The sequence below is a fragment of the Streptomyces sp. NPDC052023 genome, assembly GCF_044548465.1.
Taxonomy (GTDB): domain Bacteria; phylum Actinomycetota; class Actinomycetes; order Streptomycetales; family Streptomycetaceae; genus Streptomyces.
On the sequence record NZ_JBIUBW010000004.1, the window covers coordinates 439,499 to 464,382 of the forward strand.

A 24,884-nucleotide genomic window follows, 5' to 3' on the forward strand; every position below is an offset into this window, starting at 1 on the left:
CACGTTCCGTGAGACGTCCGGCCGTATCTGCCTCGCACCCTTCGGAGACTTTCAGTGGACAACACCCTGGACGGAATATGCCTCAGAAGCGCTCTGCAACAGCCGAAATGGGGTGATGGCGAGCAGACCCAGCTGGTCCGCAAGGAGCTCTCCCTCAGAGCGCCGCTGGTGCGCGCGGACGACGTGCGCGCCCTGCGCGAACAGCTCGCCCTGGTCGCGGCGGGCGAGGCCCACGTCGTGCAGGCCGGCGACTGCTCCGAGGACCCCGGCGAAAGCACCCCCGAACACGTGCACCGCAAGGTCGCCGTACTGGACCTGCTCGCCGGGGCGCTGAAACTGGTCACGCGCGGGCCGGTGGTCCGCGTCGGCCGTATCGCCGGGCAGTTCGCCAAGCCGCGCAGCAACGACACGGAGATCGTCGACGGGGTCGAACTGCCCGTGTACCGGGGGCACATGGTCAACTCGCCCGAGCCCGATCCGGAGAGCCGCAGGCCCGACCCGCTGAGGCTGCTCACCGGCTACATGGCGGCCAGTGAGATCACCCGGAACCTCGGCTGGCACGGCGCGCGCCGCCCGCACGCGGAATCCACCGTGTGGACCAGCCACGAGGCGCTGCTCCTCGACTACGAGGTGCCCATGGTGCGTGAGGAGCCGTCCGGCGAGCTGCTGCTCACCTCCACGCACCTCCCCTGGATCGGCGAGCGCACCCGCCGGCCCGACGGCGCCCACGTCGCGCTGCTCGCCAAGGTCAGCAACCCCCTCGCGTGCAAGGTCGGGCCCACGACGACCGAGGAGGAACTGCTCGCCCTGTGCAAGCGCCTCGATCCGGACCGCGTGCCCGGCCGGCTCACCCTCATCGCGCGGATGGGCGCGAAAACCGTCGCCGCGCGGCTGCCGGCACTGGTGAGGGCCGTCCGCAAGGCCGGCCACCCGGTCATCTGGCTCACCGACCCCATGCACGGCAACACCGTCCGCACGCCGTCGGGGCACAAGACCCGCCTGGTGCCGACCGTCGAGCGCGAGGTGCGGGCCTTCCGGTACGCCGTCGAATCGGCCGGTGGCGTCGCCGGCGGCCTCCACCTGGAGACCACCCCCGACGACGTCACCGAATGCGTGCGGCACGCCGCCGAGGCCGAGCGGGTCGGGGACGTCTACACGAGCCACTGCGACCCGCGCCTCACCGCGGCCCAGGCGATATCCGTCGTGACGGCCTGGGCGGGCTGAGTGGCGGACATCCCACCTCCCGGGTACGCCCGGGACCGAGCGACGACGGAGGTCGCAGCGATGCAAGGACAAGTGGCCCTGGTGACCGGCGCGGCCGGGGGAATCGGGGAGGCGGTCGTCAAGGAGCTGGCCGGACGTGGCGCCGCCGTCGCCGCCCTCGACCGGGACGCGTGCCGGCTGGAGGAGACGGCCGGGAAACTCGCGGCGGAGGGACTGTCGGTCACCGCCTTCCCCACCGACGTCACCGACAGCGAGCGGGTCGAGGAGACCGTCGTGCGGGTCGAAGGCCGGCTCGGCCCCGTCGACATGCTCGTCAACGCGGCCGGTGTGCTGCGCCTCGGCGACGTCGTCTCCTACCGCGACGACGACTGGCGCACGACGTTCGACGTCAACGTCGACGGTGTCTTCCACCTGTCGCGGGCCGTGGTGGGCCGCATGGTGCGGCGGTCCAGGGGTGCCGTCGTGACCGTGGCCTCCAACGCGGCGGTCACCCCGCGCGCCGGCATGGCCGCGTACGCCGCCTCCAAGGCGGCCGCCACCATGTTCACGAAGTCACTGGGCCTGGAGGTCGCCCGTTTCGGCGTGCGGTGCAACGTCGTCGCCCCGGGCTCCACCGACACCCCGATGCTGCGGTCGATGTGGGCCGACGAGTCGGGAGCGCGGCTGACGCTGGCCGGCGACCCGGACAACTTCCGGGTGGGCATCCCCACCGGCCGCATCTCCCTGCCGACGGACATCGCCGCGGCCGTGGCCTTCCTGCTGTCCGACGAGGCGGCGCAGATAACCCTGCACGTCCTGACGGTCGACGGCGGCGCCTCCTTGGGCGCCTGAGCCCCGGGCGACCGCGCCACCCCATGTGCCCCCGGTACGGCGGACCGCCTGCCGGGGGCACGTCGTGCGGTGGGCGGAACCGGGGCCACACGAGCGGCCCGGCGGAACGGGCCCGACGGGCCAGAGGTGCCGTGTGCGGGGGCGGCGGCCTGACTCAGGCAGCCGCGAGCAGCGCGTCCGGCGCGGCGGGGAGCCGTCGGCCGAGCAGGGCCCGCAGCGTGCCGTAGGCCGAGGTGTCCCCGGCCAGGACGCCGCCGATGAGCGTGGTCGCCGAGCTGTCGAGGACGAGTTTGGCGTAGCGGTCGCCACCCCGGTCGCCGCGGATGAACTCGACGGCGCCCTCGGTGCGCGCGTGCGCGTCTCCGAAGCTCGCGACCTCGACGCCCAGCAGCTTGAGCTTCGTGGAGAGGTCGGCTCCGGCGAACGCGGCCTCGCGGTCACCGGTCAGCTGCCGGGCCACGGCCTCGGCCATCCGGTAGCCCGGTGCCACCAGGCCGTAGCTCCGGCCGTCCACTGCCGCGCACTCCCCGACGGCCCAGATGCGCTCGTCGGCCGTGCGGCAGCGGGCATCGACCCGGAAACCGCCCCGCTCGCCGGTCGGCAGAGCGGCGTCGGCGGCCAGCTCGTCACGGGGGCGTACACCGGTGGAGAACACCACGAGGTCCGCGGCGACGACTTCGCCGCCGGCGAGCGTCACCGACCGCACGGAACCGTCCCCGCCCGCGTCGACCGACCGCAGCCCCGCACCGCAGTGCGGCCGCACCCCCAGTCGCGTGAGCAGACGCCCGAGCACGGCACCGCCGCCCTCGTCCAGTTGCAGGGGCATCAGCCAGGGCGCCGCCTCCACCACGTGCGCCCGCATCCCGAGCGCTTCGAGCGCGCCCGCGGCCTCCAGACCGAGCAGCCCGCCGCCGACCACCACGGCCGTCCGGCCCGGCCGGGCCGCGGCGCGGATCGCGGCGACGTCGTCCAGGGTGCGGTACACGTGGCAGCCGGGCAGGTCGTGCCCGGGCACCGGCGGGACGAACGGCCGCGATCCGGTGGCCAGCACCAGGGCGTCGTAGCCCACCTTCGTGCCGTCCGCGCACGTCACCGTGGCGGTGTCACGGTCGATGCGTACGACGGGCGTGGACAGCCGCAGCTCCACGCGCGCGTCGTGTGCGAAGCCGGAGCCGGGAAGGGCGAGCCGGCCGGCCGGGGTGCCGCGCGCGTAGGCGGACAGGGCGATCCGGTCGTAGGCCGCCACCGGTTCCTCGGCCAGGACGACCACGCGCCAGGCGTCTTCCTGGTCACGGGCGCGTACCTCCTGGACCAGCCGGTGGCCCGCCATGCCGTGGCCGATCACGACCAGCACCCCGCTCATCCGGACTCCTCCCCTCGCGCACGGGCCGCACACCAGCTCCGCACGTCGTCGGCGCAGCCGCCGCAGCCGGTGGTCGCCCGGGTGGCGGCGGCCAGCTCGGGCACGGTGCGGGCGCCCGCACACCAGGCGGCGGTGAGGTCGGCGCCCGTGACGTTGTTGCAGTGGCACACGGGGGCTTCGTCCGGCAGCCGTTCGCCGGCGTAGTCGATCGGTGCGCCGAGCAGCAGCGCCAGCCGGTCGGCGGGGACCGGCTCGCCGCGTCGGTAGAGCCGTGTCACCGTGGCGACGGCGCGTCCGGGGCCGAGCAGCACCGCGCCGCTGACGCGGCCGTCACGGAGCGACAGCCGGGCGTACCGGCCACGGGCGGCGTCGCTGAGGACCACCGTCTCCTCGGCCCCGTCCGGTGTGCCGAGCCGCATCAGGTCCACCTCGCGTGCCCTCAGGCGCAGTACGGCGTGGGTTCCGGTCCAGCGGGCGGGCGACCCGGACAGCAGGGCGGCCAGGACCTCGGCCTGCTCCCAGGCGGCGGCGTGCCCGAGATGCGGCCCGGTGGCGCCGGCGGGCTGCGCGCAGTCGCCGAGCGCGTGGATCCGTGGGTCGGTGGTGCGCAGTTCGTCGTCGACGACGACGCCGGTGCGCACCGCTAGGCCCGCGGACCGCGCGAGCCCGGTGCGCGGCACGACTCCCGTACACAGCAGTACGTCACCGGCGGCCACCCACCGGCCGTCGTCCAGCCGGAGCTTGCCGCTGCGGTACGCCTCGGCCGTCCGGCCCGTGCACAGGTCCACGTCCAGGGCGCGCAGCCGCGCGGACAGCAACTGGCCCGCGCGGGCTTCGAGATGCCGGTCCAGCGGATAGGGACCGCGGTGCACGAGCGTCACGTCCCGGCCGCGGCGGCGCAGGGCGAGCGCCGCCTCGATCGCCAGCGGACCCCCGCCCACGACGGCGACGGGATCCGGTCCGGTGAGCTGCTCGCACTGCGGCAACGTCCGCAGCACCCGGACGCCGGGGGCGAGCCGTCCGTCGGCACGGCGTGCCCAGGGCAGTGGCGGGACGAGGGGAGCGGCGCCGGTGGCCAGCACGAGCCGGTCGTACGGATAGCCGTGCCCGTCACTGCCCTGCACCAGGCGCCGCCGCCGGTCGACGGCGGTGGCCGTGACTCCGGGCCGCAGGCGCGTGCCGTCCGGCGGGGCGGGCAGCCGCAGTGCCCCGGCGGCGAGCGAGCCGTCGAGCACCGAGGTCAGCAGCGGCCGGTGGTAGGCCGCCGACGCCTCGGCGCCGAGGACGGTGACCTCGCCCCGGTGGCCGTGGTGGGCGAGCCGTTCCACCAGCCGGTGCGCGGCGGGCCCGTGGCCGACGACGACGATCCGCTCGGCTCCGGGCCCGCTCACGGGGCCGCCTCCAGCCGTACCGCGCACACCTTGAACTCCGGCATCCGGCTGCGCGGGTCGAGCGCCGCGTGCGTGAACAGGTTCGCGCGTCGCTCGCCCGGGAAGTGGAACGGCACGAACACCGTGTCCGTACGCAGCGACGCCTCGTACCGCACCCGCGCGAGAGCGCTGCCGCGTGCCGACACCACGCGGGCCGGCTGCCCGTCGGCGAGCCCGGCACGGGCCGCGGTGTCCGGGTGCACCTCCACGAACGGCTCCGGCGCGGCCTCGGCCAGCCGGGCCACCCGCCGGGTCTGCGCACCCGACTGGTACTGGGCGAGCACCCGTCCGGTCGTCGCGTACAGCGGGAACGCGGGACCCGGCAGCTCCGCCGGGTCCCGGTGCTCCACCGGGGCGAACCGCGCCCGGCCACCGGGGTGCGCGAAGCGGTCGAGGAACATCCGCGGCGTGCCCGGACTGCCCTCGGGACAGGGCCAGTACAGTTCGGCACCGGCGTCGAGAGCGTCGTAGCCGATGCCCGAGTAGTCGGCGGGCCCACCCCGGGTCGCCTCGCGCAGCTCCTCGAACACCTCGCGCGGCGCGCGGGGATACCGCTCGGCGGGCTCGCCCAGCCGGACCGCGAGTTCGTGCAGCACGTCGAGGTCACCGCGCACCCCGGGCGGCGGATCCAGCAGCTTGCGGCGGCGCAGCACGCGCCCCTCCAGGTTGGTGAGGGTTCCTTCCTCCTCGGCCCACTGCGTCACCGGCAGGACCACGTCGGCCATCCGGGCCGTCTCGGACGGCACGAAGTCGGCGACCACCAGCAGGTCCAGCCGGGCCAGGCGCTCGGCGACCCGGCCCGCGTCGGGGGCGGACACCACCGGGTTGGAGCCGACGACGAGCAGCGCGCGCGGGCCGTCGCCGTCGCCGATCGCGTCGAGCAGTTCGTACGCGCTGCGCCCCGGGCCCGGCAACCGGTCCGGCGGGACGCCCCAGACCCGCGACAGGTGTGCCCTGGCGGCCGGGTCGGTCAGGGAGCGGTAGCCGGGCAGCTGGTCGGCCTTCTGACCCATCTCCCGGCCGCCCTGGCCGTTGCCCTGGCCGGTGAGCGTGCCGAAGCCGCTGCCGGCACGTCCCGGCAGCCCCAGGGCGAGCGACAGGTTGATGAACGCCGCCACCGTGTCGCTGCCCTTGCTGTGCTGTTCGGCGCCGCGCCCGGTGAGGACGTAGCGGCGTCCGGCGTCGGCCAGCAGCCGCGCCGCGGCGCGCAGTTCGGACACCGCGACCCCGGTCACGGCCTCGACGCGCTCGGGCCACCAGGCCACCGCACGCGCCCATGCCGCTTCGAAGCCGGACGTGCGCCGTTCGATGTAGTCCTTGTCGAGGAGACCGTCCGTGACGGCGATGTGCAGCAGCCCCAGGGCCAGGGCGAGATCCGTGCCGGGCGTCGGCTGGAGATGCAGGGCCGCGCGCCGCGCGGTGTGGGTGCGCCGCGGATCGACGACGATCAGGGCCGCCCGGTCCAGGTGACGCATCAACGGCGGCATCGTCTCGGCCGGGTTGGCGCCCGCGAGCAGCACGACGTCGGCGTCGCCGAGGTCCGTGACCGGGAACGGCAGTCCACGGTCCACGCCGAAGGCCGCGGTCTGCGCCGCTGCCGCCGACGACATGCAGAAGCGGCCGTTGTAGTCGATCTGGCTGGTGCCGAGCGCCAGACGGGCGAACTTGCCCAGGGTGTACGCCTTCTCGTTGGTGAGCCCGCCCCCGCCGAAGACCGCGAGGGCGTCGGGCCCGTGCCCGGCACGGATCTCGCGCAGCCGCCGCGCCACCAGGTCGAGGGCCTCGTCCCAGCTGGCCGGGGCGAGCCGCCCGCCGCCGTCGCGGACCAGCGGAGCGGTGAGCCGGTCCGGCACGTCGAGCACGTCGGGCGCGGTCCACCCCTTCTGGCACAGACCACCCCGGTTCACGGGGAAGTCCGGGTCGGGACGCACCTCGACGGCGCCGCGCGCGCCGCTCAGCCTGGTCGCGCACTGCAGCGCGCAGTAAGGACAGTGCGTGGCCGTCGCGGGGGAGGCGGCGGGGGGCGGGGGCATCGCACTCACACCCGTCCGGCGATCTTCATACGCGCCGGTTCGACCCCGGCGACGGCGCCGTCGTCCCGGCGACGGAGGTAGACGACCCAGGTGAGGACCAGGCAGGCCACGTAGTAGCAGAGGAACGCGACGAACGCGAGGTTCCCCGAGCCGGACCCGGCGTAGGCGGTGCGGAACGCCAGGTTGATGCCGACCCCGCCGAGCGCGCCCACCGCTCCCGCGACACCGATCAGCGCACCGGAGAGCCGTCGGGCCCGCGCGAACGCCTCCGCCGCGTTCGCGCCGGAGGCGATGGCGTGCTCCGCCTCCCGGGCGTGCTGGGCCGGGATCATCTTGTACGTCGACCCGTTGCCGAGGCCGCTGAGCACGAACAGCACCGTGAACGCGGCCACGAACAGCGGGAACGACTCACTGACCGACGCCACGAGAAGTACGGCGGTGCCGGCCGCCATGGCCGCGAAGTTCACGAACGTGACCCGGGCGCCACCGAAGCGGTCGGCCAGCCTGCCGCCGAACGGCCGGGCCAGCGACCCGAGCAGCGGGCCCAGGAAGGTGTACGAGGCCGCCTGAAGCGGGCTCGCCCCGAACTCGCTCTGCAGCACCAGGCCGAAGGCGAACCCGTACCCGATGAACGAGCCGAACGTGCCGACGTAGAGCAGCGAGATCCACCAGGTGTGCCGGTGCCCGGCGGCCTCCCGCAACGCACCTCGCTCCCCGCGCGGCATGGGCAGGTTGTCCATGCGCAGCGCCGCGCCGAGCGACACGAGCACGATGAGCGGCAGATACGCGCCCGCCACGTAGGACGGATGGGTGTCGCCGACCGTGGCGATGACCAGCAGGCCGAGCAACTGCACGACGGCCACGCCCAGGTTGCCGCCCCCCGCGTTGAGGCCGAGCGCCCAGCCCTGATGGCGCCGTGGATAGAACGCCGCGATGTTCGTCATGGACGACGCGAAGTTCCCGCCGCCGACACCCGCCAGCGCACCGATGACCAGGAAGACCCACAGCGGGGTGTGGGCGCGCTGCACGAAGATTGCCGCCAGCCCCGTGGGCACCAGCAGCACCGCCGAGGCGAACACGGTCCAGTCGCGCCCGCCGAAACGGGCCACGGCCGCGCTGTACGGCAGCCTCAGCAACGCGCCCACGAGGGTCGGCACCACGACGAGCAGGAACTTCTCGGACGGTGTGAAGGCGAAGCCGATGTCGGGGGACATGAAGAGCACCAGGACCGACCACATGCTCCACACGGAGAAGCCGACGTGCTCCGACAGCACCGAGTGGAGCAGGTTGCGGCGCGCCACGAACCGGCCCTCGCGCTCCCAGAACGCCTCGTCCTCGGGGTCCCAGTACGGGAGCCGACGGCCGGCGCCCCGGCGGGCACCGGACGCCGTCGTCCTCCTGGCCGCGCTCACGTCGCCCCCCTCGCGGAACGGCTCTTGAGGGCACGGTCGGTCAGGTGGGACGCGCCACCGGTGTAACCCGCCGGATCGCACAGCTCGGCCAGCTCGGCGGCGCCGAGGCGTCCGGCGAGCGCGGGCATCGCGGCGAGGACGTCGGGCAGCGGCCGTCCGGTGCGCCGCGCCTCCTGCGAGGCCTCGGTGAGCAGCCCCTTGGCGGCCGTCCTGCCGAGCTCCGGCGAGAGGACGGCGGCGATCCGCTCCGACACCACCTGGCTGCCCGTCATGGCGAGATTGGTCCGCATCCTCGCCTCGTCGACCCGCAGACCGCGGGCGAGTTCCACCGCGGTGTGCGCCGCGCCACCCGTGAGCCGCAGGCACTCGCGCAGCAGCAGCCACTCCGCGTGCCACACGCCGCCCGAGCGCTCGTCCTCGGTCACCAGGCACTGCGTCAACGCCCCCGACAGCGCGGGCACCTGGAGAGCGGCGGCGCGGATCATGGTGGCGAGGACCGGGTTCCTCTTGTGGGGCATCGCCGACGAACTGCCCCGGCCCGCCACGGCCGGCTCGGTCACCTCGGCCGTCTCCGTGCGCGTCAGCGACTGCACGTCGACGGCGATCTTCCCCAGCGCGCCGGCCGTGAAGGCGAGTGCCGCCGCGAGATCGGCCGGCGGGGTGCGCAGCGCGTGCCACGGCAGCACCGGGCGTGCCAGACCCGTCTCGGCGGCGAACGCGTCGACGAGCCGGTCGAGATACGCCTGGTCCAGCGCGCCCCCGCTGTCGAGTGCCGCGTACTCCAGATACCCCGCCAGCGTCCCCGCGGCACCGCCGAGGGACACCGGAAGCCCGCCGTCGAGGACGCGTCCCACACGCTCCTGCGCGTCCAGCACCAGTTCCCGCCAGCCCGCCGCCTTCAGACCGAACGTCGTCGGCACCGCGTGCAGCGCCAAGGTGCGTCCGGCCATCGGTGTGTCCCGGTACCGGTCGGCCAGCGTGCGCAGCGCACCGGCCACTTCGGCGAGATCCGCCCGCACGATCCGCAGGGCCCGCGCGGCGACCAGCATCGCCCCGGTGTCGAACACGTCCTGGCTGGTGGAGCCCCGGTGCACGTACTCGGCCGCGGCGGGGTCGCGCTCCGCGACCCGCCGCGTCAGCGCCTGCACCAGGCCCACCACGGGATTGGCGGTCTCCCGCGAGGCGACCGCCAGCTCCCGCGCGTCGAACAGCTCGGCCCGCGCCACCTCGCTGATCAGCTGTGCGGCCCGTACGGGTACGGTGCCGAGCCGCGCCTGAGCCCGCGCCAGCGCCGCCTCGGCGTCCAGCATGGCCTGGAGCCATGCCTCGTCGGACACGGCCGCCTCGACGGCCGTACCGGCCCGCACCGGCGCCAGCAGGCCGGTGTCCGATCCCCCGCGGGCGCTCACACGATCACCCCGGGCAGATCCGCGTCCCACACCACGGGCCGCACCCCGGCGGGCACATGGGCGACCGGTGGCAGACGGAGGGCGGCGCGGGCGATGGCGTCGGAGTCGGCGAGCGTCACGGAGTCGACGCCCGGACGGATCCCGGCGGCCGTGACCCAGTGCACCGACTCGGTGGGCACCCCGTAGGCGAAGCGCCGCGGATGCGCCTGGCCGCGACCGTCCATCAGCCGGTACGGCCGTTCCGTGACGGCCAGACCACCCGTCTCGTACGCCGGCGCGAGGCCGCTGCGGATGCGGTACGGGGCGGCCTGGTCGGTGTTGAGCAGGTGCTGCAGCAGCGGGTCGGCGGTGCGCCGCAGGTCCGGCTCGGGCAGCCGGGCCTCGATCAGCACCCTGGCGGGCACCGGCTCTCCCGGAACCGCCTGCGACTGGGCCACGAACTGCGGTGCCGTGGGGTCGATGCGCACCTGCGTCCCCGGTCCGGTGAGCGTGAGCACGCCGGCCTCGATCAGAGCGATCATCTCCTCGATACGGGACGCGGGCGGGCCGATCGACAGGAACGCGTTGAGGGGCGTGTACCAGCCCTCCAGGTCGTCGCGGTGGGACTCGCCGTCCAGACCACCGTGGTCGACGGCGAGGCGGACCTCGTTGCGCAGGTCCCGCAGCACGTCGAGCGCGGCCTTCAGCGGACCGCTGACGTTGCCCTCCCGGGCCGCGCGCACATCCTCGGCCAGATGGCCGAGCAGCCACTGCTGGAACTCCGCGCGGCCGGTGAACTCCCGTTGCCCGTAGGGACGGGACAGCCGCTCCCAGTCCCAGCGTGCCGCCTTCTCGATGCCGTACTCGTCGAGCAGGCCCGAGGTGTCGGCATCCGGGGCGAGGGCGAGGAAACGATCGGTGAAACCGGCGTGCGCGGCGCTGCCGCGCTTGCGCAGCAGCGTCTCGTAGTACACGCTCTCCACTTCACGCGAGATCAGCGGCCACAGATCGGCGCTGAACGACACCCACCTGCCCTGTTCGGCGTGGCGCCGCAGGTCCGCGATGAACTCGGGCGTCAGCAGCCGGGGCAGATGGCGGCCGTGCGCGCCCTTCTCGTTCTCGCCGCGCGCGTGGTACGGAATGCCCCGCCGCGAGAAGGCGTACAGCTGCGGCTCCTGGCCCGAGCGGCGGTAGGTCAGCCGCTCACCCTCGCGTACGAAGGTGCCGCCCCTGCCCGCGGTGAACAGGGCCATGTAGTCGAAGAAGTTGAGCCCGAGCCCGCGCAGCAGCACGTTCTGCCCCGGCTGGATCCCGCCGAGGTCCACGTCGGCCGGATTGACGGGCGTGATGTACGTCAGGTGGTGGATCCGCGACAGGGAGGCCGCACGTTCCTCACGTGCCGTGAGCCTGGCCGGGACGTGTCCCAACGCGAGGATCACACCGTCGAGTTCGTTGAGCCGGGTGCCGTTCTCCAGGCGCACGCCCTGCGGCCCGCCCGGTACGCCCTGCACGTCGGACATCGCGACGGCCCGGGACCGGTGCACCCGCACCGTGACGTGCGCCGGTGCCCGCTCGATCAGGCGCCGGAAGCAGTCGTGCAGATACTCGCCGTAGACCGCGCGGGTGGGATAGGTGTCGGGGCCCATGACACGCGCCTCACGCAACGTCGCCGGGCTGTAGTCGCCCGCGTCGGCGAGCAGCGCGAGGGACTGCGCCCACTCGTGGAGGCTGGGGCCGGTCTCGATGGGTCCGTCGATCCGCGAGCTGCCGTCGGTGAAGACGGTGATCTGCGAAGCGACCGTGTTCATCAGCAGGTGCCGGGACTGGTCGGAACGCCACACGGCGCCGGCCCCGGGGGCGTACGGATCGACCACGTGCACCGTGACGGCCCGATGGCGCGGTTCGTGCCGCTCGTTGGCCAGCAGCCGTTCGAGGACGGAGAGTCCGCGCGGCCCGGCTCCCACTACGCACAGTTCGACATGACTACCGCTCACGCGGGTTCTCCGTTCTGTCTCCGGACGTGCGCCTTGCCGCTCCCTCGTCCGATCGGCGCTGATCGGAAGGCGCGGCGCGAAAGCCGCGGGCGTGCGGGGCCACGTCGTGAGGCGGCCTGGCGAGGGGAGAGGCTCGGCCCGAGAATGCGGGGCCGCCGATGGGCGGTCAACGAAGTGCCCGAGCGTCCGTCAAGTCGTGGTGCGCACCGGCGTCCCGGGCGTGCCGCCCTGCCTCTGCCCGTGGCCGGGGAGGGCGCCCGGACGGGCCCCTGACGCTGCCGCGCCCGGCGGCCGGCGGGCCCGCCGGCGGACCTGACGGACTCGCGGAACGGGCTTTGTGGGCCGGGCGCGCCGTCCGCACGATGAGGCCACCTCGGCCGCAGGACGCCGTGCACCGGCGTCGGGGCCGGCTTCGACCCATCGAGGGAGCCTCACCGACCATGACCAATGTCGCCGTCATCTACTACTCGTCCACCGGCAATGTGCACCGGCTGGCCCAGGCCGCCGCCGACGCCGCCGAGAAGGCAGGCGCGGAGGTGCGGCTTCGCAAGGTCGCCGAGCTGGCACCCGAGTCGGCGATCGCGCAGAACGAGGCCTGGTCCGCGCACGCCGCCGCCACCGCCGACGTCGCCGAGGCCACTTTGGACGACCTTCAGTGGGCGGACGCCGTCCTGTTCGGCACCCCGACCCGCTTCGGCCTGCCCGCCGCCCAGCTCAAGCAGTTCCTCGACACCACCGGCGGCATCTGGTTCGAGGGCAAGCTGGTCAACAAGGTGGTCTCGTCGTTCACGTCCACCTCCAGCGACCACGGAGGGCAGGAGAGCACCCTCCTCGCGCTGAACAACACCTTCTACCACTGGGGCGCGATCATCGTTCCCCCCGGCTTCGCCGACCCGGTCCAGTTCGAGCCGGGCAACGGCAACCCGTACGGCGCCAGCAGCGTCTCCGGCAACCAGCCCGACAACGTCGACCCCAACAACCTCGCGTCGATCGAGTTCCAGGCCCGGCGGACGGTGGCGATCACCAACGCCCTGAAGCGGGGCTTCCAGACGGTCTGACCCGTCTGCTTCACCCACTGCCCGGACGTGGCCTGCGGCACGGAGGAGGAAGACGTGGCGGAGATGTCCGCGATGCACCGAACGAAGGGCGGGCAGGCCCCGTTCGCCGCGACCGTCACCATGATGTCCGTCGTCGCGATCCTGGTCGTCGGGCAGACCTTCGTCACGATCCCGCTCATGCCGCAACTCGGCCGGGCCTGGGACGTGCCGCAGGAGTCGGCGACGTGGACCACGTCGGCCTTCGCCATCGCCTACGCGTGCGGTTCCCTCGCCAGCGGTCCCCTCTCCGACCGCTTCGGGCGCCGCACGGTCCTGGTCAGCTGCGTGGCCGCGATGGCCCTGGCGACCGCGCTGGTGCCGCTCGCCCCCGACCTCACCTGGGGTGCCGCGCTGCGCGCCCTGCAAGGCGCGGTGGCGGGTTCCTTCGTCCCCATGTCGTACGCCTACCTGGGGGAGCGGGTGCCGGCCGGCCGGCTTCCCCTGGCCCTGACCACGGTCAACTGCGCATCCGGCGCCACCGTGGTCATCGGCCAGGTCGAAGGCCAGCTCATCGGCGCCGCCTTCGGCTGGCGAGCGGTGTTCCTCGTCTCGGCGCCCCTGCTCGCCGTGGGCGCCGTCGCCATCCGGAAGATCATGCTGCCCGACCCCCCGCGCCGCGCCCGGGGGCGTGGCGCGGCGGCGGGCGCCGGCCCCGGCGTCCTCGTGTCGCCCCGGCTGCTGCCGCTGTTCGTCGTCACACTGCCGCTGGTCGGCAGCCTCACCACGATCTACTCCGCCGTGCAGCTGTACGGCCCCGGCGAACTCGTGGGCGATGCGGGCGCGATGCTCGCACTGCGCGCCAGCGCGCTGCCCGCCATGGTCGTCGCCGTCCTGCTCGCACCGGTACTGGGCCGCGTCGCCCCGCTCCGCCGGGCGGCCGTCTCGCTGGTCGTCGCGGCCGCCGGCCTGGCAGCCGCCGCGCTGACCGGGGACAGCATCGTGGGCCTGGGAGCGGCACTCTTCGTGTTCGTCCTGGCCATCTCCACCGTCGGACCCGCCGTCGTCCAGGCCATCGGCGCGAGCGCCGGAGCCGCCCGGGCGACCGCCATCGCCGTCTACGGATTCGTCCTGAACCTGGGGGCAGGGGCGGGAGCCCAACTGCCGCTGGCCCTCGGCGACCTGCCGACGGCCGCCCTGGTCACCGCGGCGTTCCTCGCGCTCTGCGTGGCGCTGGTCGCCCGCGCCGGCCGCGCGGCCCGGCGGCACGCGCGAACGCCCGCCGCCCCGCCCGCCGCCCACCGCCGGCCGGCACCGGAGCACGCCGATGAAAGGTGAACCCATGCATCACGCCCCGCCCGCCGGGCGCACCGGGGCAGCCCCCGCCGAGTGGGACACCACGCCCCTCGACCTCGACGCCTACCTGCGGCGTATCGGCTACGACGGTCCTCGCACCGCCACCACGGACGTGCTGCGGAGCCTGCACCGCGCGCACATGTCGGCTATCCGCTTCACCAATCTCGATCTCTTCCTGGGCCGTGGGGTCCCCCTCGACCTCCCGAGCCTTCAGCGCAAACTCGTCGCACGGCGCCGAGGGGGCTACTGCTTCGAGCAGAACCTGCTCTTCGCCGCGGCCCTGGAGCGTCTGGGCTTCACCGTCACCCGGTTGCTCGCCCGGATCCGGCGCGGCAGCGCCACGGTACGGCCGCGCAGCCACGCGGTCCTCCTGGTCGACATCGACGGCCGGCGCCTTCTCGCCGACGCCGGATTCGGGGACGAAGGACTGATCGAGCCCATCGCGCTGCACGACGGAGCGCAGGCGACCGTCGGCGCGTGGACCTGGCGGGTCGACGTCGACGACGAGGAGTGGGTGCTGCGCTCGCAGCGCCCCGACGGCTGGTTCGACGTGTTCTCGCTCCGTCTGGAACGCCACTTCCCGGTCGACTTCGAGACGTCCAACTTCTACACGGCACACCACCCGCGGTCCGCGTTCGTCGGCAAGCTCCTGGCCCAGCGTGGCGACGACCACGTGCGCCACGCCCTGAAGAACCTGGATCTCACCACGCAGCATCCCGACGGCCGCCACGAGCACCGGCGGCTGGCCCTCGGGGAACTGGGGCCCGTGCTGCACGACGTCTTCGGACTCACGCTCGCCGGGCACGAGGAGCCGCTGCTGCAGGCGGCTCTCGCGGCGGCCACCGCCGAAGCACGCCCGACGGCCCCCGCCACCCTTTGACGCCAAGGAGACGTCAGCGATGTTCCGCACCCCGGCTCCTCGCCGCGGCCTGTATCTGGGGAACGTCCCCCAGCAGGCCGCGGCCGACCACCCCGACACCCCCATCACCCTCGACCACGACCTGCACGCCCTGCCGAAGGCCCCGCGTCACTTCACCCTCGCGGAACTCGCCGACCACGTCGACGACCTGGCGGCCAGGCTGTGGGCGGCCGGCATCCGCCCCAGCGAGCACGTCGCCCTCTACAAGGCACAGAACTTCGACATCTATCTGCTGGCGTGCGCGGCAGCCCGCATCGGCGCGGTGCCGGCGCTGCTGTCCCCGGCCTTGGACGGCGCCACCGTCGGCGCGCTCCTGCGCCGGCTCGAGCGCCCGCACCTGATCACCGATGACGACAAGCTGAGCGGAGACCTCGCCGGCCTGCCCCTCGACGAGCTGGCCGGCCAGGTCGTCACCGTCGGTGAGGGGGTCCGGCGCGGTGTCAGCCTCGCGGACCTCGCGGGCGCCCCACGCCGCGCACCGGTCCGGCTGCATGCCGACCACCCGGCCCTGATGACCCACACCTCCGGTACCACCGGTGTGCCCAAGCTGGTGGTGCACACCGCCCGCTCGCTGCAGGGCCGGCTGCGCCCCCAGACGGGTCTCGCCTCCCTCATCCGCACCCGGGAGACGTACGCCGTCCACCTCTCCTACGTCCACTCCCGGATGTACATGGCGCTCGCCGTCGCCCTGCCCAAGGGCATGCCGGTGGTCGTCCTGAACGACGGCTCCGCCGGGCACGCCGCCGACGTGTTCGCGCGCACCCGGCCGGGCTTCCTGGAGACGCACCCCAACTCCTTCATGGAGTGGGAGGAACTGGCCGACGATCCGCGTGGCCCGCTGTCCAACGTGAAGTACTTCAACGGCACGTTCGACGCCCTCCACCCGCCGACCATGCGCAAGCTGCTCGGCGCTTCCCGGCGCGACAACCCACTGTTCTTCCAGTTCTACGGGCAGAGCGAGTGCGGGCCCCTGGTGGGCCGCTGGTACACCAGGAAGAACGTCCACAAGGCCGACGGGCGCTGCCTGGGCTTCACCATCCCCGGCATGACCCGGGTGCGGATCGTCGGCCGGGACGGCACACGCCCCACCAGGAAGAACCCCGGCCTCATCGAGGTGCAGAGCGAGGGGCGCGCGGTCACCTACTACGCCGAGGAGGAGCGCTACGCCAAGGAGTGCCACGGATCCTGGTGGCGCACCGGCGACGTCGGCTACCGCACGCCCCTCGGCTGCGTCCACCTCCTGGACCGCGAGGTCGACGTCATCCCCGGCATCGACAGCACCCTCGAGGTGGAGGACACCGTCCTCGGACGCCTGGAGGAGCTCTCCGAACTCGTCCTCGTGCCCGGTCCCGACAAGGAGCCGCTGCCCGTCGTGTGCACCAGGCACAACGAGCCGCTGGACCGGGAACGCTGGCGCACCGCGGTGGCCGACTTCCCCCAGCTCGCCGACCCGGTCCAGATGCCGCTCAGCGAACTGCCGCGCACCGCGACCATGAAGGTGCAGCGCATCGAACTCGCCCGCCGGCTCCGCGAGCAGCGGGAGCGTGCCGCATGAGTGCCGGGAGGGACACGGCCCGGTCGCGGACCGATGCGGACGTCCTCGTCGTGGGCGCCGGGCCCACCGGGCTGCTCGCCGCCTGCGAACTGCTGCGCCGCGGTGTCACGGTCCGCGTGATCGACCGCGATCCGCAGCCGCCGAAGGTTCCCAAGGCGCTGTCGCTGTGGCCCCGGGCCATCGACATCCTCGACGACCTGGGCGTGGGGGACGGCCTGCGCGCGGCGTCCGTCCAGATCGACGCGTGGAGCTACTTCTCCGACCGCCGTCCGCTCGCCTCCTTCCCCATCCCCGCCGAGTACGCGGCCCGCAGCCTGCCGCAGTACGAGACCGAACGGCTGCTGGCCGAGCGCTTCCACGCGCTGGGCGGCAAGGCGGAACGCGGCGTGCGGCTGCTCGCCGTCGACGATGTCGACTACTCCGGGCGCGTCGACGCCACCGACGGGGTCACCGCCGTCCTCGAACACCAGGACGGCGTCGTCGAACGCGTCCGTGTCCCCTTCCTGATCGGCGCCGACGGAGCGGGCAGCGCGGTGCGCGGCCAGCTGGGCACCGGTTTCGAGGGCAGCACGTACGAGATGGCGTTCGCCCTGGTCGACACGCACATCGAGGGGGAACTGCCGTCCGGGGAGATCCGCTACTACCAGGCCCCCTCGGGCACGCTCGTCATCGTGCCCATGCCGGACGGTGTGTTCCGCTTCCTGTGTGTGCTGCCGAGCGCGGGCCAGGACGTCGGCGTCGAGATGATGCAGAAGCTGGTCGACGAGCGGGGCCCGCGAGGCATCAGGCTGACCGACCCGGTCTGGCAGACGGTCTTCCGGGTGCACGCCCGGCGCGCCACCGACTTCCAGCGCGGCCGGATCTTCCTCATGGGCGACGCGGCGCACGTGCACAGCCCCGCGGGGGGCCAGGGGATGAACAACGGCCTGCAGGACGCGCACAACCTGGCCTGGAAACTCGCCGCGGTGATCCACGGCGACTCGCCGTCCTCGCTGCTGCGCGACTACGGCGCCGAGCGCATCCACATCACCCGCCGCATCGTGCGCGACACGGACATGCAGACCCGTGCCTGGATGGCGGGGAACCGGGCGAAGGTGGTCACCCGCGACGCCCTGTTCCGGCTGGCCGACCGCACCGGCGCCGTCACACGGTTCTACGCGCCGGTCCTCGCGGGCCGCAGGCTCGCCTACGAAGTCGTACGGGACACCCAGCTGCCGGCCCGGCGCCTGCGGTGCGCGCCGCGCGCCAGGTTCCCCGGTGGGCTGCGCGTCGGATCGGTCTTCCCCCGGCAACTCGCGCTGTCGTACGGCATGAGCGGCCCGGCGGCGGACCCCGCGCGGTGGACCGTCGTGGCCGTCGTGCCCGGCGGACGCGGCCCGTGGGTGAAGGAGATCGAGCGGCTCGCGGCGCACCGCAGGCGGCTGCTGGTACTGCCGCTGCACCGGCGCGAGCTCGCGCCCTACGGGGCCTGTCCGGGGGCCCACTACTACCTGGTCCGGCCGGACGGTCACATCGCCGCCCACGGACACGAACGAGACCTGGACCGTCTGGAGTCCGAGCTGGACGAAGTGCTGCTCGCCCGGCCGTGACCGGCACGCGAGGCAACGCCGTCCCCGGGAAGGAGAATTCATGATCAGCGCCACGACCGTGGCCATCGCCTATCACTCCGGCCATGGACACACCGCCGTGCTCGCCGAGGCGGTGGGCGGCGGAGCGACCGAGGCGGGTGCCACGGCCGTGCCGGTTCCCGTCGACACCGTCACGCCCGAGCAGTGGCAGACCCTCGACGCCGCGGACGCCATCGTCTTCGGCGCCCCCACCTACCTCGGCACCGCCTCCGCGGCGTTCCACGTCTTCGCCGAGTCGACGTCGGGCCGCTGGGCCAAGCGGGCCTGGACGGGGAAGGTGGCCGCGGGGTTCACCATCTCCGGCTCGATGAGCGGGGACAAGCTGCACACCCTGCAGTACTTCTCGATCTTCGCGGCGCAGCACGGCATGCACTGGGTCAATCTCGACCTGCTGCCCGGCTGGAGCGCCAGCACCGCCTCCGTGCACGACCTGAACCGGCTGGGCATCACCCTCGGCGCCGGCGCCCAGACGGACACCGACCGCGGCCCCGAGGCGGTGTCCGGGGCCGACGCCCGGACAGCCTTCCACCTCGGGGCGCGGGTCGCCCGCGTCGCGGCCGCGCTGAACGCGACGCCGGCGCTCTCCGCCGCGGCGCACTGACGCGCCGGGCGGACCCACCGAGGAGAGGAGACCCCTTGCGAGCGGACGAGATCCCCACGCGCGAACACACCCGTGCCCCCCAGCACTTCAGGGCCCGGGTGCGGGCGGACGGCGCGGAGGGCTGGCCGGTGGAACCCGGCCGTTACCGGCTGGTCGTCAACCGCGGCTGCCCCTGGTCCCACCGTGTGGTCCTCGCCCGGCAGCTGCTCGGCCTGGGCGGCGCGGTGCAGCTGGCCGAGACGGACCCGGTCCGTGAACTGATCGGCGGCGACCACCACTGGGTGTTCAGCGAGGAAACCGGAAGCCCGGGCGGGGTGGACCCCGTCCTCGGCATCCACGCGCTGCGCGAGGCCTACCTCGCCACGGAACCCGGTTACACCGGCGGTGTCACGGTCCCCGCCCTGGTGGACATCCCGTCCGGCCAGGTCGTCAGCAACGACTTCGACCAGCTTCTCCTGGACTTCGCCACGCAATGGCGCCGGGAACACCGGGCGGGCGCGCCCGACCTGTACCCGGCACACCTGCGCGACGAGATCGAGGCGCTCTCCGAGCGGATGCACGCGGACCTCAACGACGGTGTCTACCGGGCGGGTTTCGCGCCCTCGCAGCAGAGCTACGAGCAGGCGGTGTCCCGGCTGTTCGGGTGTCTCGACCTGCTGGAGGAGCGGCTGAGCACCCGCCGTTACCTGGTCGGTGACACGGTCACCGTGGCCGACCTCCGGCTCTGGCCCACCCTGATCCGTTTCGACGCCGTCTATCACGGGCTGTTCAAGTGCAACCTCCGGCGCGTCAGGGACTATCCGGCGCTGTGGGGGTACACCCGCGACCTCTACCAGACACCTGGGTTCGCGCAGACCGTCGGCTTCGCCCACATCAAGCGCAGTTACTACTACGGGATGCCGGGCATCAACCCGACCCGGATCGTGCCGGCCGGCCCCGACGAGACGGAGCTGGACAGCGCGCACGGCCGTGCGGACCTCGGCGCCCGCCCTGCGACGCCGGCGTGACGACGTGCCGTGGCCCCCGCGTCCGGGCGTCGGACGCGGGGGCCACGGCATCGGTGTGCGCCAGGAGCGGCTCTACTTCCCGGCCGCCTTCTCGATGACGACCTTGATCCGGTCCAGGGTCGCGGTGACGTCCCCGGCCAGCTTGTCGTTCCACTCGGTCACGAACTGCCGCTGCCGGTCCTCCGGCAGGCCGGAGATGATCTTCGCCAGACCTTCGGTGAGCTTGCCGAGCCGGAAGTGGTGCACGACCCGGCTGGCACCCTCCGCCTCCGGAGTGATCTCGAACGACCAGACGCTGTCCTGCCGTCGCCGGTCCCCGGTGAGGATCGACCAGCGGAACACCCGCCCGGGCTCGGCCTCGATCACCTCGGACTCGGTGGTCCACGGACCACGGATCACGGGCGCCCAGGAGACGACGTCCGTGCCGCGTACGTTGTCGCCGCGGAAGACGGCACCCACCGTCCGCGGCTCCCCCTCGACCCAGGTTCCGCCCTTGCACTCGGGGCTCCACTCGCCGCTGCGACCGAGGTCGCTGACGGTGTCGTACACCACCTCCGGCGGCGCGGAGACCACTGTCTCGGCACGCACCTCGAAGATCGCCGAACGGCCCTCGGCCACCAGATGAGTCGGTTGATCGGTCATGATGAGGCTTCCTCTTCCTCGGTATTCGTGAGCAGAACCAGTCGTTTGCCGTGCAATTCGCCCTTTTCCATGCGGACATGGGCCTCGCGGGTGGCGCTGAGGGGCAGCGTCTGCGTGGCACGGGGACGCAGCCGCTTCTCGGCGAGCAGCCGGTTGATGGAGACCGCCGCCCGCGCCAGTTCGTCGGTGGAGGCGTGGGAGATGACGAAGCCCAGGACCGAGGCGTCCTTCATGAAGAACGGCCCCGCCGGCAGTTGTGGCCGGGACCGCACCCCGGCGAGCAGCACGATCCGTCCCCGTGGCGCCAGCATTTCGACCGCGGCGTCCAGGTCGTGGTCGCCGAAGGTGTCGATGTGCAGATCGACCCCGCGCCCGGCGCGCCGTGCGACCGTGGCCGCGAGGTCGGGCTCGTGGTAGTCGACGACCTCCGCCGCGCCCAGGGTCCGGCAGTACTCCGCGTCGCGCGGACCGCACGACGCGATGACCCGGGCCCCGGCGTCGACGGCCATGGTGACGAGGGCACTTCCGACGTTGCCGGCCGCGCCTCCCACGAAGACCGTCTCGCCCGGCCGGACCTGGCCGTGGGTGAACAGCGCGAGGTGCGCCGTGCCCGCGGGGTGTGCTACGGCGACCGCGTCCACGGGGTCGACGCCCTGGGGGAGGCGGTAGAGGCGGTCCGCGGCCACCACCACCCGCTCGGCCGCCGCACCCTGCCGGCCCTCGTGACCCAGGCTGTTGGTCCACACCAGGTCGTCCACGCCGAAGCCGGGTGCGCCGGGACCGGCCCTGACGACCCTGCCGACCATGTCCCGGCCGACGACGAACGGGAACGGAAGGGCAGTGGGGAACACTCCCTTGCGGACGAAGGTGTCCACGGGGTTGACCGTGGTCGCGATGACGTCGACCAGGACGTCGGTGGGACCGGGCTCGGGAGTGGGGAACTCACCGAACCGGATCCGCTCCGGGGGGCCGAGCTCCTCGACATAGGCAGCACGCATGGGCCAAGGACGACACACCGCCGAGGACGCCCGCCAACGCCGAACGCCCTTTCTGTCAGGTCCTGGGCGGCACGCCGCGGGACTTGACGGATCACGGCGGGCGGCGTTGGTGGCACACCCGCCGGGGCTCAGCATGGGGCGGCGAACCGCCGACCCTCAGGGAGTACCCGCGTATGACCCCCCTCGCGACCACCGTCCCGCCCGGCGCCGGCCCTGGAAACGGAGACAGGAGGCGCAACGGCGTGAGTGCCACGGAGCCCGGCCGGGTCCACACGCGTATCGCCACGGGTGTCCTCGCCGGGCAACGGCTCGGCGAGGTCACCGCGTTCCGGGGCGTCCCCTACGCCGAACCGCCCGTGGGAGCCCTGCGGTTCGCCTCCCCGCGTCCGCCGCGGCCCTTCACCGGGGTCCGCGACGCGATCCGCCCCGCACCGGCGGCCTGCCAGCCGGCCGACCCGGGCGGCTCCGAGGACTGCCTCTACGCCAACGTGTGGACACCCGCCGTGGAAGGCCGTCGCCCGGTGCTGGTCTACATCCACGGCGGAGGCTGGCAGAAGGGCTCGGGCGGCGACCCCACCTACGACGGGTCACGGCTCGCCGCCCGAGGCGACCTGGTCGTCGTGACCTTCAACTACCGCCTCGGCCCGTTCGGGTTCGGTCTGCACGAGGCGTTCTGGGACGAACGCACCGGCTCGTGCGCCAACTGGGGACTCCAGGACCAGATCGCCCTGCTGCACTGGGTGCGGGAGAACGCCGCGGCCTTCGGGGGAGACCCGGACAACATCACCGTGTGCGGGACGTCTGCGGGCGGGGCCTCGGCCTGGCAGCTCTCGCTGCTGCCCGGGCTGCGGGACACGATCCGCCGGATCATCCCCATCAGCGCCTGCCATGTGACGGCCCCGACCACATCGCAGTCCCCCGAGGACGCGCGTCGCGTGTACGGCATCCTGGCGCGCCGCCTGGGCACCACCGTGCCGGGCCTGCGCGCGGTACCGGCCGCGGCGCTGCGGGACGCCGGCGCCGGCTTCTTCGCCGGCCGGCCCGCGGACCGCCCCGTCAGGACCGGACGCTGGTACCGGGGACCGGTCCTCGACGGCCGGTGGATGCGCGGCTTCGACCACGAACTGCCCACCCCGCAGGTGCCGGTGCTCTCGGTGCACACCCGCACCGAAGGCTCCTTCTACACCGGGCCGGGCTCGCCGCAGCCCGCCCCCGCCCCGGACGACGAGGCGTCGCTGCGCCACGCGGTCCGCGAAGTCCTGCTGTACACCGCGGGGGAGGAGACGGTCGGCGGTCCGGACGGCCTTGCGCGCGCGTGCGTCGAGGCGTACCGCGAGGCCGCTCACGCCGACCGCCGCGCACACGACCCGCTGTCGGTGTGGACGGAGGTCTGGGGCGACGTGCTGTTCCGGCACGGCATCGTGCGGCTCGCCGAACGGCACGCCCGCCTCGGCCGGACGCCGCTGTACGCGATGGAGTTCAGCCACCCGGTGCGGCCGCCCTACTTCGGCACGCCCCACACCTCGGACGCGAAGTTCCTCTTCGGCACCCACGGGCTGCCGCAGCACGTCGCGAAGTTCGGCGACGGCCCCGTCGAGCGGCGGGTGGCGGAAGCGTTCATGGACGTCGTGGCGCGCTTCGCGTGGACCTCGCGGCCCGAGGCACCAGGCCTGCCGGCGTGGCCGGCCTTCGCCCCGGACCGGCCGAGCACCCTCGTCCTGGGAGGGGCGCGCATCGCCGAGACCGCCATGACGGGCAAGTACGGTCAGCTGGCCTTCTGGGACGGCGTCCCCTGGATGCCGCGGCCGTGACGGGCGGCGCGCCCCCTGCCGGTGACCGGCCGCGCACCCTGGACATCGCACCCGGCACCCGCCGTATGCGGGCCGATGTCGGCCCGCTCATCCGCACGCTGCGCCCCGGGCTGACCGCGGACGCCTTCGACCGGTTCGCCGCCGAGGCGCACGCGCAGGGGCTGGTGTTCACCGCCGCGTACGCCGCCGACGGCGGGTGCGTGGCCGTGGCGACCCACCGCACCCTGGCCACCAGCCGGGGCAGGATCCTCCTCGTCGAGGACCTGGTCACCGACACCGCCCGCAGGTCCACCGGCATCGGGGCCCACCTGTACGACGTCCTCGTCGAGCGGGCCCGCGCCGCCGGCTGTGCCGCCGTCGAACTCGACTCGGGCGTCACCAACCACGCCGCGCACCGCTTCTACCACGCGCGCCGGATGCGCGTCGCGGCGTTCCACTTCAGACTCGACGACCTGCGCTGACGGGGCCGTTCCAGGCCGGGTGCGTCACCCCCGCCACGCCGCCGTGACCGCCGTCGCCTGCTCGGGATTGAGTCGCGGGTCGCACAGGCTCGTGTACTTCTTGGCCACCCCGTCGACGAACGTGCCGTTGAGCACGCACTCGGTGACCGCGTCCGGGGTGGTCTCCAGATGCAGCCCGCCGGCCACCCCGCCCACGGCGCGCACCGACTCCTGGAACTGCTGGATCTCCGCCACCATGGTCTCCACGAAGCGGGTCTTGAGCCCGTCCGGTGTGAGGACGGTGTTGCCGTGCATCGGGTCGGTCAGCCAGCAGACCGGATGGCCCGCCTTCCGCACGGCCTCCACCAGGCGGGGCAGCCGCTGCGCGACCGCGCCCGCCCCCATCCGCGCCACCAGGGTGAGCCGTCCGGGCTCGCGGTGCGGGTCCAGGCGGGCGCACAGGTCCAGCAGTTCCGCCTCCGTGCAACCGGGGCCGACCTTGCAGGCCACGGGGTTGACCACCGTGGCGAGCAGGGCGACATGCGCACCGTCCGGCTGGCGGGTGCGCTCACCGATCCACGGCCAGTGGGTCGAGCCCAGCAGGTGGCGGCCCCGCCCGTCCCGCCGTACCAGGGGGATCTCGTAGTCGAGGAGCAGCGCCTCGTGGCTGGTCCACATCGGCGCGTCGAGGCCCGCGCCGTCCGGCCCGCCGGCCCGCAGGTGCTCCATGGCCGCGGCCGCCGCGTCGTACCCGGTCAGCATGCGGGTGGGGTCGGGCACACGGGCGTCGGGCTCGGGTCCGTTGACCAGGTGGCCCCGGAAGACCGGCAGTTCCCTGCCGCCGATGCGCTCCGTCGGCCCGGAGCGCGGCTTGGCGAACTGGCCCGCGATCCGGCCGACACGGATCACCGGCCTGTGGGTCACCATCCTCAGGGTTCCCGCGAGCACGTCGAGGAGGCCCGCCTTGCGGGCGACGTCGCCGCTCGTGCACTCCGCCGGGTCCTCCGCGCAGTCGCCGGCCACGACCACGTGAGCGTCCCCGGAGGCCACCCGGGCCAGTGCCGCGCGCAGGCGCAGTACCTCCCGCATGCCGACGAGGGCAGGCCGGGCGGCCAGTTCGTCGCGCACCTTCGCCAGGCGCGGGTCGTTCTCCCAGTCCGGCTGCTGACGCGCCGGATGCGATCGGATGTCCGACAGGTCGCGGTCCACTGCGTCCTC

The 24,884-nt window shown here is 73.7% G+C and carries 20 protein-coding genes; 11 read left to right on the forward strand and 9 right to left on the reverse strand.

Features of this window, described 5'->3' with window-relative positions; all coding sequences use genetic code 11:
* The first annotated feature begins 54 nt into the window (after nt 1-54).
* The gene (locus ACIHCM_RS12355; RefSeq protein WP_399893237.1) at nt 55-1,224 is read left to right on the forward strand and encodes a 3-deoxy-7-phosphoheptulonate synthase; all 1,170 of its coding nucleotides are present in this window, start codon (nt 55-57) and stop codon (nt 1,222-1,224) included.
* A 60-nt stretch (nt 1,225-1,284) separates the two neighbouring features.
* The gene (locus ACIHCM_RS12360; RefSeq protein WP_399893240.1) at nt 1,285-2,055 is read left to right on the forward strand and encodes a 2,3-dihydro-2,3-dihydroxybenzoate dehydrogenase; all 771 of its coding nucleotides are present in this window, start codon (nt 1,285-1,287) and stop codon (nt 2,053-2,055) included.
* Nucleotides 2,056-2,209: 154 nt separating this feature from the next.
* On the opposite strand, the gene ACIHCM_RS12365 is transcribed toward ACIHCM_RS12360, so the two are convergent.
* The 6 genes from ACIHCM_RS12365 to ACIHCM_RS12390 are packed head-to-tail and all read right to left on the reverse strand — an operon-like array spanning nt 2,210 to nt 11,675.
* Nucleotides 2,210-3,418: an NAD(P)/FAD-dependent oxidoreductase gene (locus tag ACIHCM_RS12365; RefSeq protein ID WP_399893243.1), complete on the reverse strand. Its 1,209-nt coding sequence runs from the start codon at nt 3,416-3,418 to the stop codon at nt 2,210-2,212.
* Nucleotides 3,415-4,809 (reverse strand): FAD-dependent oxidoreductase, encoded by a 1,395-nt coding sequence (locus ACIHCM_RS12370; protein WP_399893246.1) that lies wholly within the window; start codon nt 4,807-4,809, stop codon nt 3,415-3,417. Before ACIHCM_RS12370 ends, ACIHCM_RS12365 begins: the two co-directional genes overlap by 4 nt.
* The gene (locus ACIHCM_RS12375; RefSeq protein ID WP_399893248.1) at nt 4,806-6,881 is read right to left on the reverse strand and encodes a molybdopterin oxidoreductase family protein; all 2,076 of its coding nucleotides are present in this window, start codon (nt 6,879-6,881) and stop codon (nt 4,806-4,808) included. The genes ACIHCM_RS12370 and ACIHCM_RS12375 overlap by 4 nt, the downstream gene beginning before the upstream one ends.
* 5 nt (nt 6,882-6,886) lie before the next feature.
* A complete protein-coding gene (locus tag ACIHCM_RS12380) occupies nt 6,887-8,293 on the reverse strand; it encodes a nitrate/nitrite transporter (protein WP_399893251.1) in 1,407 nt (468 codons plus the stop codon).
* Nucleotides 8,290-9,702: a lyase family protein gene (locus ACIHCM_RS12385; protein WP_399893254.1), complete on the reverse strand. Its 1,413-nt coding sequence runs from the start codon at nt 9,700-9,702 to the stop codon at nt 8,290-8,292. Before ACIHCM_RS12385 ends, ACIHCM_RS12380 begins: the two co-directional genes overlap by 4 nt.
* Nucleotides 9,699-11,675 carry an FAD/NAD(P)-binding protein gene (locus tag ACIHCM_RS12390; RefSeq protein WP_399893257.1) on the reverse strand — a complete coding sequence of 659 codons (1,977 nt, stop codon included), beginning with the start codon at nt 11,673-11,675 and terminating at the stop codon, nt 9,699-9,701. The genes ACIHCM_RS12385 and ACIHCM_RS12390 overlap by 4 nt, the downstream gene beginning before the upstream one ends.
* A 440-nt stretch (nt 11,676-12,115) precedes the next feature.
* On the opposite strand from ACIHCM_RS12390, the gene wrbA reads away from it, so the two are divergent.
* The 7 genes from wrbA (at nt 12,116) to ACIHCM_RS12425 (ending at nt 19,775) form a co-directional block, all read left to right on the forward strand.
* Nucleotides 12,116-12,733, forward strand: a complete 618-nt coding sequence (gene wrbA, locus ACIHCM_RS12395; RefSeq protein WP_399893260.1) for an NAD(P)H:quinone oxidoreductase — start codon at nt 12,116-12,118, stop codon at nt 12,731-12,733.
* A 63-nt stretch (nt 12,734-12,796) separates the two neighbouring features.
* A complete protein-coding gene (locus tag ACIHCM_RS12400) occupies nt 12,797-14,047 on the forward strand; it encodes an MFS transporter (RefSeq protein WP_399893408.1) in 1,251 nt (416 codons plus the stop codon).
* A gap of 4 nt (nt 14,048-14,051) precedes the next feature.
* On the forward strand, nt 14,052-14,945 hold the full coding sequence (locus ACIHCM_RS12405; RefSeq protein ID WP_399893263.1) for an arylamine N-acetyltransferase: 894 nt from the start codon (nt 14,052-14,054) through the stop codon (nt 14,943-14,945).
* Nucleotides 14,946-14,964: 19 nt separating this feature from the next.
* Nucleotides 14,965-16,539, forward strand: a complete 1,575-nt coding sequence (locus ACIHCM_RS12410; protein ID WP_399893266.1) for an AMP-binding protein — start codon at nt 14,965-14,967, stop codon at nt 16,537-16,539.
* Nucleotides 16,536-18,128, forward strand: a complete 1,593-nt coding sequence (locus tag ACIHCM_RS12415) for an FAD-dependent monooxygenase (RefSeq protein WP_399893269.1) — start codon at nt 16,536-16,538, stop codon at nt 18,126-18,128. Before ACIHCM_RS12410 ends, ACIHCM_RS12415 begins: the two co-directional genes overlap by 4 nt.
* 40 nt (nt 18,129-18,168) lie before the next feature.
* The gene (locus ACIHCM_RS12420) at nt 18,169-18,768 is read left to right on the forward strand and encodes a flavodoxin family protein (protein WP_399893272.1); all 600 of its coding nucleotides are present in this window, start codon (nt 18,169-18,171) and stop codon (nt 18,766-18,768) included.
* 35 nt (nt 18,769-18,803) lie between these two features.
* On the forward strand, nt 18,804-19,775 hold the full coding sequence (locus tag ACIHCM_RS12425) for a glutathione S-transferase family protein (RefSeq protein WP_399893275.1): 972 nt from the start codon (nt 18,804-18,806) through the stop codon (nt 19,773-19,775).
* A 72-nt stretch (nt 19,776-19,847) separates the two neighbouring features.
* Here the strand turns inward: ACIHCM_RS12425 and ACIHCM_RS12430 are convergent, their stop codons facing one another.
* Nucleotides 19,848-20,417, reverse strand: coding sequence for an SRPBCC family protein (locus tag ACIHCM_RS12430; protein ID WP_399893278.1), 570 nt, complete (start codon nt 20,415-20,417; stop codon nt 19,848-19,850).
* Nucleotides 20,414-21,415, reverse strand: a complete 1,002-nt coding sequence (locus ACIHCM_RS12435; protein ID WP_399893281.1) for an NADPH:quinone reductase — start codon at nt 21,413-21,415, stop codon at nt 20,414-20,416. The genes ACIHCM_RS12430 and ACIHCM_RS12435 overlap by 4 nt, the downstream gene beginning before the upstream one ends.
* A 242-nt stretch (nt 21,416-21,657) precedes the next feature.
* Here ACIHCM_RS12435 and ACIHCM_RS12440 point away from each other — a divergent pair, with 242 nt between their 5' ends.
* Complete coding sequence (locus ACIHCM_RS12440; RefSeq protein ID WP_399893284.1) at nt 21,658-23,226, forward strand: carboxylesterase/lipase family protein; 1,569 nt, start codon at nt 21,658-21,660, stop codon at nt 23,224-23,226.
* Nucleotides 23,223-23,687: a GNAT family N-acetyltransferase gene (locus ACIHCM_RS12445; protein WP_399893287.1), complete on the forward strand. Its 465-nt coding sequence runs from the start codon at nt 23,223-23,225 to the stop codon at nt 23,685-23,687. Before ACIHCM_RS12440 ends, ACIHCM_RS12445 begins: the two co-directional genes overlap by 4 nt.
* Before the next feature lie 24 nt (nt 23,688-23,711).
* Here the strand turns inward: ACIHCM_RS12445 and ACIHCM_RS12450 are convergent, their stop codons facing one another.
* Nucleotides 23,712-24,875 carry a 3-deoxy-7-phosphoheptulonate synthase gene (locus tag ACIHCM_RS12450; RefSeq protein ID WP_399893290.1) on the reverse strand — a complete coding sequence of 388 codons (1,164 nt, stop codon included), beginning with the start codon at nt 24,873-24,875 and terminating at the stop codon, nt 23,712-23,714.
* Nucleotides 24,876-24,884 lie beyond the last annotated feature (9 nt).